The sequence below is a fragment of the Streptomyces sp. NPDC006235 genome, assembly GCF_040613735.1.
In the GTDB taxonomy this organism is placed as follows: Bacteria; Actinomycetota; Actinomycetes; order Streptomycetales; family Streptomycetaceae; genus Streptomyces.
Genome location: NZ_JBEXSR010000002.1, coordinates 391,720 through 403,844 on the forward strand (window position 1 = coordinate 391,720; position 12,125 = coordinate 403,844).

11 protein-coding genes are annotated in these 12,125 nt (G+C 72.9%); 8 read left to right on the top strand and 3 right to left on the bottom strand.

The features are described 5' to 3' along the window. Positions 1–33 precede the first annotated feature (33 nt). Genes ABZ192_RS03850 through ABZ192_RS03870 form a run of 5 tightly spaced genes read left to right on the top strand, consistent with a single transcriptional unit; the run spans position 34 to position 4,277 of the window. Positions 34–1,374 (top strand): L-fuconate dehydratase, encoded by a 1,341-nt coding sequence (locus ABZ192_RS03850; protein WP_356922895.1) that lies wholly within the window; start codon positions 34–36, stop codon positions 1,372–1,374. Beyond that, complete coding sequence (locus tag ABZ192_RS03855) at positions 1,371–2,126, top strand: SDR family oxidoreductase (RefSeq protein WP_356922896.1); 756 nt, start codon at positions 1,371–1,373, stop codon at positions 2,124–2,126. The genes ABZ192_RS03850 and ABZ192_RS03855 overlap by 4 nt, the downstream gene beginning before the upstream one ends. Beyond that, positions 2,123–3,139 (top strand): aldo/keto reductase, encoded by a 1,017-nt coding sequence (locus tag ABZ192_RS03860; RefSeq protein WP_356922897.1) that lies wholly within the window; start codon positions 2,123–2,125, stop codon positions 3,137–3,139. The genes ABZ192_RS03855 and ABZ192_RS03860 overlap by 4 nt, the downstream gene beginning before the upstream one ends. Then, a complete protein-coding gene (locus ABZ192_RS03865) occupies positions 3,136–3,453 on the top strand; it encodes an L-rhamnose mutarotase (RefSeq protein ID WP_356922898.1) in 318 nt (105 codons plus the stop codon). Before ABZ192_RS03860 ends, ABZ192_RS03865 begins: the two co-directional genes overlap by 4 nt. After that, on the top strand, positions 3,450–4,277 hold the full coding sequence (locus ABZ192_RS03870; protein ID WP_356922899.1) for an amidohydrolase family protein: 828 nt from the start codon (positions 3,450–3,452) through the stop codon (positions 4,275–4,277). Before ABZ192_RS03865 ends, ABZ192_RS03870 begins: the two co-directional genes overlap by 4 nt. On the opposite strand, the gene ABZ192_RS03875 is transcribed toward ABZ192_RS03870, so the two are convergent. Next, complete coding sequence (locus ABZ192_RS03875; protein ID WP_356922900.1) at positions 4,265–5,686, bottom strand: lipase maturation factor family protein; 1,422 nt, start codon at positions 5,684–5,686, stop codon at positions 4,265–4,267. The genes ABZ192_RS03870 and ABZ192_RS03875 overlap by 13 nt on opposite strands. 167 nt (positions 5,687–5,853) lie before the next feature. Here ABZ192_RS03875 and ABZ192_RS03880 point away from each other — a divergent pair, with 167 nt between their 5' ends. From ABZ192_RS03880 to ABZ192_RS03890, 3 genes are all read left to right on the top strand, one after another. Further along, complete coding sequence (locus ABZ192_RS03880) at positions 5,854–7,023, top strand: DUF6777 domain-containing protein (protein ID WP_356922901.1); 1,170 nt, start codon at positions 5,854–5,856, stop codon at positions 7,021–7,023. A 77-nt stretch (positions 7,024–7,100) separates the two neighbouring features. Beyond that, positions 7,101–9,188 carry a SpoIIE family protein phosphatase gene (locus tag ABZ192_RS03885; protein WP_356922902.1) on the top strand — a complete coding sequence of 696 codons (2,088 nt, stop codon included), beginning with the start codon at positions 7,101–7,103 and terminating at the stop codon, positions 9,186–9,188. Positions 9,189–9,210: 22 nt separating this feature from the next. Continuing rightward, a complete protein-coding gene (locus ABZ192_RS03890) occupies positions 9,211–10,074 on the top strand; it encodes a DNA-formamidopyrimidine glycosylase family protein (protein WP_356922903.1) in 864 nt (287 codons plus the stop codon). Positions 10,075–10,087: 13 nt separating this feature from the next. Here ABZ192_RS03890 and ABZ192_RS03895 read toward each other — a convergent pair whose 3' ends face one another. Both ABZ192_RS03895 and ABZ192_RS03900 read right to left on the bottom strand, forming a co-directional pair. Beyond that, positions 10,088–11,269, bottom strand: coding sequence for a PP2C family protein-serine/threonine phosphatase (locus ABZ192_RS03895; RefSeq protein WP_356922904.1), 1,182 nt, complete (start codon positions 11,267–11,269; stop codon positions 10,088–10,090). A gap of 142 nt (positions 11,270–11,411) precedes the next feature. Continuing rightward, positions 11,412–12,065: a zf-HC2 domain-containing protein gene (locus tag ABZ192_RS03900; protein ID WP_356922905.1), complete on the bottom strand. Its 654-nt coding sequence runs from the start codon at positions 12,063–12,065 to the stop codon at positions 11,412–11,414. Positions 12,066–12,125 lie beyond the last annotated feature (60 nt).

The window sequence follows — 12,125 nt, forward strand, 5'->3', positions numbered from 1 at the left end:
GCCCGTCTCCGCACCCGACCCGAAAGGCCCTCCGTGTCCCCGACGCCCGCCCGCATCATCGCGGTCGACACCCACGACATCCGCTTCCCCACCTCGCGCGAGCTCGACGGCTCCGACGCGATGAACCCGGACCCCGACTACTCGGCGGCCTACGTCGTCCTGCGCACGGACGCCGCCGACGGGCACGAGGGGCACGGGTTCGCCTTCACCATCGGGCGGGGCAACGACGTGCAAGTCGCCGCGATCGACGCACTGCGCGGACACCTGACTGGCCGCTCGGTCGACGACCTGTGCGCCGACCCGTCCACCCTGAACCGCGACCTGATCGGCGACAGCCAGCTGCGCTGGCTCGGCCCCGAGAAGGGCGTGATGCACATGGCGATCGGCGCGGTCGTCAACGCCCTGTGGGACCTGGCCGCCAAGCGCGCCGGCCTGCCGCTGTGGCGGCTGCTCGCCCAGGCCGAACCCGAATGGCTGGTCCGCCAGGTCGACTTCCGCTACCTCACCGACGCCCTCACCCCCGAGGAGGCCCTGACCCTCCTGCGCCGGGGCAGACAGGGCGCCGAGGAGCGCACGGCCCGGCTGCTGGAACACGGCTACCCGGCCTACACCACCTCGCCCGGCTGGCTCGGCTACGACGACGAGAAACTCACGCGGCTCGCGGACCGGGCCGTCGCCGACGGCTTCCGGCAGATCAAGCTCAAGGTCGGCGCCGACCTCGACGACGACATCCGCCGCTGCCGCGTGGCCCGTTCCGTCATCGGCCCGGACGTCCGCATGGCCATCGACGCCAACCAGCGCTGGGACGTCGACGAGGCCATCCGCTGGACCAAGGCCCTCGCCGAGTTCGACCCCTACTGGATCGAGGAGCCCACCAGCCCCGACGACATCCTCGGCCACGCGGCGATCCGCCGGGCCGTCGCCCCCGTGAAGGTCGCCACCGGCGAGCACGTGCACAACCGGATCGTCTTCAAACAGCTCCTCCAGGCCGGCGCGCTGGACGTCGTCCAGATCGACGCGGCCCGTGTCGGCGGCGTCCCCGAGAACCTCGCGATCCTGCTGCTCGCGGCCAAGTTCGGTGTCCCGGTCTGCCCGCACGCGGGCGGCGTCGGCCTGTGCGAACTCGTCCAGCACCTGTCGATGTTCGACTACGTGGCTCTGACCGGAACCACCGAGGACCGTGTCATCGAATACGTCGATCATCTGCACGACCACTTCCTCGCCCCGGTCGTCATCAGCGAAGGTCGTTACACGGCACCCACCGCGCCGGGCTTCTCGGCCGCCATGCGGCCCGAGTCGCTGGCGCGCTACACCTACCCGGGCGGCGAGTTCTGGGCCGCCGACCTCGACAAGAAGAAGGGTCGGGCTGCATGAGCGACTTCGAGGGCATCAGGGCCCTGGTGACGGGCGGCGCCTCCGGTATCGGCCGGGCGACCGCGGACCTCCTGGCCGAGCGCGGCGCGCAGGTCGCCGTCCTCGACCTGGACCCGTCGCCGGTCGACAAGCCCCTGCTGGCCTACCGCGCGGACGTCACCGACGACGCGTCCGTGCGCGAGGCCGTGGCGGCGGCCGTCGCCGACCTCGGCGGGCTGGACGTCCTGGTCAACAACGCGGGCATCGGCGCCCAGGGCACCGTCGAGGACAACTCCGACGACGACTGGCACCGCGTCTACGACGTCAACGTCGTCGGCATGGTCCGCACCGCCCGCGCCTGCCTGCCCCACCTGCGCGCCTCCGCGCACGCGGCGATCGTCAACACCTGCTCCATCGCGGCCACCGCGGGCCTGCCGCAGCGCGCCCTGTACAGCGCCACCAAGGGTGCCGTGTACTCGCTGACCCTCGCCATGGCCGCCGACCACGTCCGCGAGGGCATCCGCGTCAACTGCGTCAATCCGGGCACGGTCGACACACCGTGGGTCGGCCGCCTCCTCGACGCCGCCCCCGACCCGGCCGCCGAGCGCGCGGCCCTGGAGGCCCGCCAGCCCACCGGCCGCCTGGTCGGCGCCGCCGAGGTCGCGGGCGCCATCGCCCACCTGGCGAGCCCCCTGTCCGGCGCCACCACGGGCACCTCGCTCGCCGTCGACGGCGGCATGCAGGGCCTGCGGCTGCGGCCGGTGGCCCGGTGAACCGGCTCGGCGGCAGCGGCGTCGAGGTCAGCGCCCTGTCCTTCGGCGCGGCCGCGATCGGCAACCTGTACACCGAGGTCGGCGAGGAACAGGCCCGCGAGGCCGTGGAGGCCGCCTGGCAGCGGGGCATCCGCTACTTCGACACCGCCCCGCATTACGGCCTCGGCCTGTCCGAGCGCCGCCTCGGCGCCGCCCTGCGCGACCGCCCCCGCGACCGGTACACGATCTCCACCAAGGTCGGCCGCCGCCTGGAACCCGCGGACGGCACCGGCGACGACCTCGCCGGCGGCTTCGCCGTGCCCGCCACCCACCGGCGCGTCTGGGACTTCAGCGCCGACGGCATCCGCCGCACCCTGGAGGCCAGCCTGGAACGCCTCGGCCTCGACCGGGTCGACATCGTCTACCTGCACGACCCGGACGAGCACGCCGAATGGGCCTTCCGCGAGGGCTACCCGGCGCTGGAGAGGCTCCGGTCGGAGGGCGTGGTCGGGGCGATCGGCGCCGGGATGAACCAGGCGGAGATGCTCACCCGCTTCGTCCGCGACACCGACGTCGACGTGGTGCTGTGCGCCGGCCGCTACACCCTGCTGGACCAGAGCGCCCTCACCGGCCTGCTGCCCGCCGCCCACGAACGCGGGAAGTCCGTCGTCATCGGCGGCGCCTTCAACTCCGGCCTGCTGGCGAACCCGCAGCCCGGCGCGAAGTACAACTACACCGTCGCCCCCTCCGACCTGGTCCAGCGGGCGCTGCGCCTGAAGTCCGTCGCCCACCGCCACGGCACCACGCTGCGCGCCGCCGCCCTGGCCTTCTGCGCCGCCCACCCGGCCGTCGCCAGCGTCCTCGTCGGAGCCCGCTCGGCGCACGAAGTGCGCGACTGCGCCCACCAGTTCGCCGCCCGGGTGCCCGCCGGGTTCTGGCAGGAGCTGCGCGCCAAGGGCCTGCTGCCCGCCGACGCCCCCGTCCCCGGCGAGGAGCCGTCCTCCACGACGGCCCCGGCCAAGGAGCCGTCATGAGAGTCGCCCTGCACACCAAGGTCCGCGCCGACCGCATCGCCGACTACGAGGCCGCCCACCGCGAGGTGCCCGAGGAGCTCACCGACGCCATCCGCGCCGCGGGCGCCACCTCCTGGACCATCTGGCGCAGCGGCACCGACCTGTTCCACGTCCTGGAGTGCGAGGACTACGCCAGCCTCCTCGCCGAGCTGGAGAAACTGCCGGTCAACGTCGCCTGGCAGGCCCGCATGGCCGACCTGCTGGACGTGGTGCACGACTACTCCGGCGACGGCGCGGACGCCGGCCTGCCCGTCGTCTGGGAGCTGCCCTCATGACCGTGGTCGACGCCCACCACCACCTCTGGGACCTGTCCGTGCGGGACCAGGACTGGATCGCGGAAGACAGCCCGATCCGCCGTGACTTCACGATGGAGGACCTCACGCCCGAGGCCCGCGCGGCGGGTGTCGACCGTACCGTCCTCGTCCAGACCGTCACCGTCCCGGAGGAGACCCCGGAGTTCCTGGCCCTCGCCGACGAGCACGAGCTGATCGCCGGAGTCGTCGGCTGGACCGACCTCACCCGCCCCGACGTGACCGACGAACTGGCCCGGCTGCGGGAACTGCCCGGCGGGCGCTACCTCAAGGGCATCCGGCACCAGGTCCAGGGCGAGCCGGATCCCGAGTGGCTGCTGCGTCCGGACGTACACCGCGGCCTGACCGCCGTCGCCGACGCGGGGCTGGTGTACGACCTGGTCGTGCTGCCCCACCAGTTGCCGGCCTGCACCAAGGCGGCCGCATCCCTGCCGCACCTCACCTTCGTCCTGGACCACTTGGGCAAGCCGCCCATCGCCTCCGGCACATTCGAACCCTGGGCGTCCGGCGTGCGCGCCCTCGCCGCGCTGCCCAACACCGTCTGCAAGCTCTCCGGCATGGTCACCGAAGCCGACCTCGCGTCCTGGACGATCGACGGCCTGCGCCCGTACGCCGACGTCGTGCTGGAGGCCTTCGGCCCGGACCGCCTGATGTTCGGCTCGGACTGGCCGGTGTGCACCCTCGCGGCCTCCTACGGCGACGTGCTCGACACCGCACGCCGGCTGACCGGCCCGTTCGAACACGCCCGCATCTTCGGGGCCACCGCCACCCGCGTCTACGACCTCTGAACCACCCCGGTCAGTCGCGTCGGCGGCAGATACTCCCGTACGTACGTCCGCTCCCAGCACGCGCCCGTCTCTCGCAGCTCGCGCCAGGTCGTGTACCGGTAGCGGAAGAGGCGGGCGCGGACGAAACGGGGCGGCGCGTCGGGCGGGAACGGGGAGCGGCGCAGCAGCTTCAGGGTGTCGCGGTCGTTCTCCAGCAGCCGTTCCACCAGGGCGCCGAACCACGACCCGGCGTACGCGGGGGAGAGGGCCGCGAACCACATCATCCAGTCGAGGCGCAGATGGTACGGCGCGAACTGGCGCGGCCAGCGCCGCGGATCACCGGGCTTGCCCTTGAACTCGTACTCCCGCCAGTCGGAGTCCTCGCGGGGCACGTCGTCGGCCGTGCCCTCGACGACCACCTCGTAGCGGACCCGGCTGACGCTGCCGAACGCGCCGTAGGTGTTGACCAGATGGAGCGGGTCGAAGGAGCGGTTCATGACCTGCCGACGGGAGATCATGTTGCGGACCGGCTGGTAGCTGAGCCCCAGCAGCAGCGTGGCGACCGCGAGGACCACGACCTCGTACCAGAGCGGCGCGCCGGGCACCGACGGCGGATCGGTGGGGAACTCCACCGCCGACAGGGCCAGCACGATCGTGATCCAGTTCAGCCAGGAGAAGTTGCCCGACAGCACCAGCCACAACTGGGTGACGATCATCAGCGCGGCGGCGGCCGACGCGACCGGCTGCGGGGTGAACAGCAGGAAGGGCACCACGAGTTGCGTGACGTGGTTCGCGGCCACCTCGACCCGGTGCACGGGACGGGGCAGATGGTGGAAGAACCAGCTCAGCGGACCCGGCATCGGCTGCGTCTCGTGATGGTGGTCCAGGCACGTCAGCTTGCGCCAGCACTCGTCGCCCCGCATCTTGATCAACCCCGCGCCGAACTCCACGCGGAACAGGATCCAGCGCAGCAGGAACAACACGACGACGGGCGGCGCCACTTCGTCGTTGCCGAGGAACACGGCGAGGAAGCCGACCTCCAGCAGCAGTGACTCCCAGCCGAACGAGTACCAGGTCTGCCCGACGTTGACGATCGACAGGTACAGCGCCCACGGCACCAGCCACAGCAGCATGCCGCCCCACAGGGGGAGAGCCGAGTCGAGCCCGGCCAGCAGCGCCGCCGACACCGCGCAACCCGTCCACGCGCAGACGGCGAAGAAGCGGTCCGAGTAGTACAGCTGGAACAGGCTCGGCGCCCGCTTGAAGGGCACCCGCTCGACGAACTTCGGCACCGGCAGCATGCCGCGTTCCCCGAGCAGCGCGCGGAACTGCAGCGCGGCCGTCAGGAACGCGACCAGGTACACGGCGGCCAGCGCCCGCTGGAAGACCAGCCGGCTCAGCCAGTAGTCGGATGCGGTGAACCAGTCCACGGCCGTGCGTTCCTCCCAGTGCGGCGCCGGACCCCGGTGTCACGCTCCGTTTACCGCCGCTCCGGTTGCGTAACCCGAGTGAGTGAAGCAAACAATAGTGATGAAGTGCCATATTTGTGATGCATCTGCCATATGTGATGCATGTGACGTAGCGGGCTGGAGGGCGAGTGCGGACACCTACCGGGACCTTCGTCACGGCCTGCGCGCTCTTCGCGGCGGCACTCCTCCTCTCCGGCTGCGGCGGCGACAGCGGCGGCGACGGCGACGCCGCGGGCATCGGCGGGGCACTCTTCCTCCAGCCGGCCGCGGCCCAGGGGCCGAACCCCTTCACGGACTCCACAGCCACCACGACGGCTACCCCGTCCCCCATCCCCCGAACGCCGGAGTCGGCCGGCGCGGGCGACGCGGCCCCGGTCTCCGCCGACCTGAGCGGCCTGCGCTCGCTGTCCGGCGGAACGCCCGGCCTGTACGGGGGCATCGAGCGGACCGGCAGCTGCGACGTCGCCTCGCAGATCGGCCACCTCACCCGCGACCCGGCCAGGACGCGCGCCTTCGCCCGGGTCGCGGGCGTCTCCCCGGCGTCCGTCCCGGACCACCTGCGCGGACTGACCCCGGTCGTGCTGCGCGCCGACACCCGCGTCACCGACCACGGCTTCCACACGGGCCGGGCCGTCGGCCGCCAGGCCGTCCTCCAGGCAGGCACCGCCGTCCTGGTCGACGACCGGGGTGTGCCGCGCGTCCGGTGCGCCTGCGGCAACCCCCTGCGCCCTCCCGTGGCGCTGCGCGGCACGCCGGACACCCAGGGCGCCCCCTGGCCCGGCTACCGGCCCGGCCGGGTCGTCGTCGTGACGCCCGCCCCGCAGGCGATCGCCACCTTCACGATCGTCGACGTCAGCACCCGCACCTGGATCGAACGGCGCACCGGCCACGACGTACGCCACGACCGGGCCCTGCCGCCACCGGTCTGGGCGACGGACCCGCCGCCACCGGCTCCGGTGGCGTCCGAGCCGCCGCACCCCGTTCCGCGCGAGTCCGGCGTCTCGGTGGACCTGGACAGCGCGTCCCCCTGGGACGTGAGCTCCCCGCTCACCGTCACGGACGCACCACCGCCCGACGAGCCCGGCCCGCCGCCCGGCGAACCCTCCCCCGAAGACCCCGTCGGCCCCGACATCGGCGAGGTCGGCCCCGACATCGGCGAAGTGGGCCCCGAGCCCGGCGAGGTGGGCCCCGAGGCTGTCCCGGACAGTCCCGATCCGCCCGACGGAGCCGGGCTGATTCCCGACGAGCGGGCCGCCGACGTCATCCTCGGCAGCCCCACGGACGTCTTCGGTAACTGAGGGCCGCTTCGGCGGAGCGGCCCGTAAACTCAGCACATCCGGTCGAAGAATCGGACGAATCCTGGCAAGGTGGGCCCATGGCTGATCGGGGAGCGAGCGCCCTGTCCCTCCCGGACGACTGGCCCGCCCACCCGGATCCGATCCTCGCGCTCAACCGGATGGGCAGCTTCGACTGGGATCTGGACACCGGCCTGATGCACATGGACGCCCAGGCCCACGAGATCTTCGACGTGCGCCCCGACGAGTACGACGACCACCCCGAGACGCTCGCCAAGCGGGTCCCGCCCGGTGAGTCCCGGCGCCTGGACACCGCGGTCTCCCAGGCCCTGAAGGACGGCAGCGAGAACTACGGCGCCTACTTCCGTATCCGCCGCCGCGACGGCTCCCTGCGCTGGACCCACACCCAGGGCTACATCCGCCGCGACCACACCGGACGGCCCCGCCGCATCATCGGCATCGTCCGGGACGCCACCCGGGAACTCGCCGAGAGCGACGCCCGCAGCGACGAGGCCGCCCAGGACGAGGCCCGCCGGCAGCAGACCAGCGTCGTCGAACTCACCACGGCCGCCCTCGCGCACGCCCGCACCGTCCAGGACGTCATCGACGTCCTCAAGGACACCCACGGCCTCACCCACCTGGGCGCCGCCAGCCTCGTCATGGGCCTGGTCGAAGCCGGCCGCATCCGCCTGGTCGCCGAGGGCCCCGCGGACAGCTTCGTGCCCGGCACCCGCATCACCCGGATCGACGAGCCCTACCCGATGAGCGAGGCCGTACGGACCCTCGGCCCCTGCTTCATCGAGTCGCCGGAGGAGTTCGCCGAGCGCTACCCGATCCTCTGGCCGCACATCACCGGCCTGAACATCACCTCGGCCGCCTATCTGCCGCTCATCGTCCAGGCTCGGCCGATCGGCGCCATCGGTCTGCTCTACAGCGACCGGCGCGGCTTCACCCCCGAGGAGCGCAACATCCTCGTCGCCCTCGGCAGCAGCATCGCGCAGAGCCTGCAGCGGGCCATGTTCTACGAGCAGGAGATGGATCTGGCGCAAGGTCTCCAGCAGGCCATGCTGCCCCGGACCATCCCGAGCGTGCCCGGGGCCGACGTCGCCGTCCGCTACCGCGCCGCCACCATCGGCGGCTCCGTCGGCCGGGACATCGGCGGCGACTGGTACGACCTGATCCCGCTGCCCGGCGGCCGGGTCGGCGCCGTCATCGGCGACGTCCAGGGCCACGACACGCACGCGGCGGCCGTCATGGGCCAGCTGCGCATCGTGCTGCGCGCCTACGCCGCCGAGGGACACACCCCGGCGACCGTGATGGCCCGCGCCTCCGTCTTCCTGCACGAACTCGACACCGACCGCTCCGCGACCTGCCTCTACGCGGAGGCCGACCTGTCCACCGGCGTGCTCCAGATGGTCCGGGCCGGCCACATCGATCCGCTCGTGCGGCACACCGACGGCTCCTGCCGCCGCGTCACCGTCCCGGGCGGCCTGCCGCTCGGCCTGTCCGCCGAGTTCGGCCGCCTCGACTACCCGGTGAGCACCGTGGAGCTGGACCCGGACGAGACGCTGCTGCTGTGCACCGACGGTCTGGTCGAGCAGCCCGGCGCCGACCTCGACGACGGCATGCGCACCCTCACCGCCCTCGTCGACACCGGCCCCGACGACGTACGGGACCTCGCCGACCGGCTCATCGACGTGGCCGCCGAGCGCGGTGGCGACGACGACGTGGCGCTGCTCCTGCTGCGCCGGCGCGGCCCGGACAGCCCGCGGTCCGGTCAGCGGCTCCAGCGGCACGTCGCCCCCGGCGACCCGGCGGCCCTGGCCGAGGCCCGGCACATGATCCGCACCGCGGTCGGCGGCTGGGGAGCCGGGGAGCGCGCCGACGACATCGAACTCGTCGCCGACGAGATGATCACCAACGCCCTGATGCACACCGAGGGCTCCGCCATCGTCACCCTGCGGACCCTCACCGGCTCCGAGCGCCGGCTGCGCGTCGAGGTCGAGGACTCCTCCAGCGCCCTGCCACGCCGCCGCGAGGCGGGCGAGTCGGGCGTCTCCGGCCGGGGTCTGCTGCTGGTCGAGCTGCTCACCGACGTGTGGGGCGTGGAGGCACGCGGCGGCGGCAAGGCCGTGTGGTGCGAGTTCGTGGTGCCCGGCCAGGACTGACCTCGCGTGGCACTCTGGTCTTATGCCGGAACTCCCCGAGGTCGAGGCGCTCAAGGACTTCCTCACCGAGCATCTCGTCGGCCACGAGATCGTACGGGTGCTGCCCGTCGCGATCAGCGTCCTGAAGACGTACGACCCGCCCCTGTCCGCGCTGGAGGGTCACGAGGTCGCCGCGGTACGCCGGTACGGCAAGTTCCTCGACATCAAGACCGCGGACGGACCGCACTTCGTGACGCACCTGGCCCGCGCCGGCTGGCTGCACTGGAAGGACCGCCTGCCCGACGGCCCGCCCCGCCCCGGCAAGGGCCCCCTCGCCCTGCGCGTGGCCCTGGAGACCGGCGCCGGGTTCGACCTGACCGAGGCCGGCACCCAGAAGCGGCTCGCGGTCTACGTCGTGGCGGACCCGCAGGAGGTCCAGGGCATCGCCCGGCTCGGCCCGGACCCGCTGGCCGACGACTTCGACGAGCGGCGCTTCACGGAACTCCTGGCCGGTGAACGGCGGCAGCTCAAGGGCGCGTTGCGCGACCAGGGCCTGATCGCGGGCGTGGGCAACGCCTACAGCGACGAGATCCTGCACGCGGCGAAGATGTCGCCCTTCAAGCTGGCCGCGTCCCTGAGCGAGGAGGAGACCGGGCGGCTGTACGCGGCCCTGCGCGACACGCTCACCGAGGCGGTCGAACGCTCCCGGGGCGTGGCGGCCGGCCGGCTGAAGGCCGAGAAGAAGAGCGGCCTGCGCGTGCACGGCCGCACCGGCGAGCCCTGCCCGGTGTGCGGCGACACCGTCCGCGAGGTGTCCTTCAGCGACTCCTCGCTCCAGTACTGCCCGACCTGCCAGACGGGCGGCAAGCCGCTGGCGGACCGCAGGATGTCCCGGCTGCTGAAGTGACCCGGCCCCGCCCTCAGCGGGGCGGGCCCGACCACTCGAACATGAGGATGGTCGCGTCGTCCCGCAGCCGGCTGGTGGACGAGTCGAGGATGGAGTGGATGAGGCGCCGCAGCGTCTCGGGCGCCAGCTCTCCCGCGTCCGTAGCCCGGATGATGTAGTCGGCGAACTGCTCCAGCCCGAACTCCGCGCCGTCGGCACCCCTGGCCTCGGTGACCCCGTCCGTGTACATCAGCACCCGGTCGCCCGGCTGCAGCGCGATCTCGTGCGTCCGCCGCTGCCGCCCGGCGAGCAGCGAGGGCAGCCCCATCGGCGGTTCCGGCTCGCGCCGCATCGCGTCGACGAGCAGCCGCTGGTCGCGGATGAGCAGCGGGGTGGGATGCCCGCAGTTGCTCCACCGCAGCGTCCCGGAGGCCAGGTCCAGCTGGGCCAGGACGCCCGTGCAGAACTGGTCGGGCAGCCAGCGCGCCAGCGCGTCGTCGACGCACTCCACGAGTGCGGGCAGGTCCGCCCCGGTCCGCCGGGCGTTGCGGCACGCGGCCAGTGACACGGCCGTGGTGAGCCCGGAGGCCAGGTCGTGTCCCATGGCGTCGAGGACCGTGGCGTGCAGCGTCGTCTCCGTCAGGGAGTGGTCGAAGGCGTCGCCGCCGATCTCGTAGGCCGGCTCCAGCACGGCCGTCGACACGACGTGTCCGGTGCCGATCGTGCGGGGCGGCAGGAAGGCCCGCAGCATCTCGGCGGGCAGGGCCATGGGGTTGGTACGCGTACGCCGGACGAAGGAGTCCTGGTACGCCCGGGCCGAGGTGATCATCATGGCGAGCAGGGTGGCCAGAGCCCTGCCGCGGCGCAGGACGGCCGGCGTCAGCGACGGCGCCTGCACGGCGAGGACGCCGAGGCGTTCCGCGCCGTCCACGAGGGGGACCCAGGCCGTCATGCCGCCCGCCTCGGACTCCGCCACGCGCAGGGACTGGGTGCGGTAGGTCCAGCCCGCGAGCGAGTCGTCGACGAGCAGGGGTGGGGTGATGTCGCCGAGCGGGACGAGCCGGCGCTGCTGGATGTCGGCGAGATAGACCACGGAGTGCTGCAGGCCCAGCGCCTTGGTGCAGCGGGCCGCCGCGGTGGTGAGGTCCAGCGCCGCGGTCTCCGGGTCGGCGAGGAACGCCTCCAGGCGACCGTCGCCGGTCTCTGCCGTCACCACCTCGTCTCCCCTCGCCGGGACCGCGGGCACCCGGGGCCTTCCGGGTGCGTCGTCCAGCAGTTTCACACCGGGGCGCGCGGGGTGCCCGGCGGCGGGGGCGTACGGACGACAGCCCCTTCGCGAACGGAGACACGGAGGCGGCCTACTGGGGCTGGAGTCTCACCAGGACCTCTCCGGACGCCGAGCGGACCTCGTAGCGGGCGGTCTCGTCGGGATGCTTGGAGGAGCTGGCCATCATCGTGCTGGGCCGGTCGTCGTGCCCGGGCCCGTGCCAGCTGGTCGCGGTCTCCTCGGTGCCGTCCCGGCCGACGATGACCAGGTGGCAGGGGCGGGGACCGGCCGAGTCCTTCACCTTCAGTTCGACCTGGCTGCCCGAGGCCTTGTCCTCGACCGTGACCTGGGCCCAGACACCCGACCGCGCGTCGGTCGCCGCGATCCGCACCGGCTCCTCGGCGCCGCCCCGCGCCATCATCGCGACGCCGGGTACCGACACGGCGATCACCACCGACGCGGCCAGGCCGAACAGCATGCGCCGGCGTCCGGCCCGGCGGCGCGTCGCCACCTCGGCCAGCAACCGGTCCAGCATGCGCGGCCCGGGCTGCGCCATCGGGTGCACGAACCGTGGCGTAGCCCGCCGGTACAGCATCAACTGCCGTGTCGTCGGTCCAAATTCCGTCACCTCTGCGGCGCACCGAGGGCACTCCATGAGGTGGTCCTCGAAGCGGAAGGCTTCCGCCTCGTCCAGCACGCCGAGCGCGTAGGCGCCGACGTCGCGATGCCTTTCCAGGGACCTCATGCCGAATCCTCGTGCCGTTGGGTGCGGGTGGGGTTACTCCTTGCTCCCACCGGTACGGAC

Excerpts from the sequence above, each read along its gene's own strand:
- ABZ192_RS03855 (WP_356922896.1), top strand. The coding sequence starts at position 1,371 with ATGAGCGACTTCGAGGGCATCAGGGCCCTGGTGACGGGCGGCGCCTCC.
- ABZ192_RS03865 (WP_356922898.1), top strand. The coding sequence starts at position 3,136 with ATGAGAGTCGCCCTGCACACCAAGGTCCGCGCCGACCGCATCGCCGAC.
- ABZ192_RS03870 (WP_356922899.1), top strand. The coding sequence starts at position 3,450 with ATGACCGTGGTCGACGCCCACCACCACCTCTGGGACCTGTCCGTGCGG.
- ABZ192_RS03885 (WP_356922902.1), top strand. The coding sequence starts at position 7,101 with ATGGCTGATCGGGGAGCGAGCGCCCTGTCCCTCCCGGACGACTGGCCC.
- ABZ192_RS03890 (WP_356922903.1), top strand. The coding sequence starts at position 9,211 with ATGCCGGAACTCCCCGAGGTCGAGGCGCTCAAGGACTTCCTCACCGAG.
- ABZ192_RS03900 (WP_356922905.1), bottom strand. The coding sequence starts at position 12,065 with ATGAGGTCCCTGGAAAGGCATCGCGACGTCGGCGCCTACGCGCTCGGC.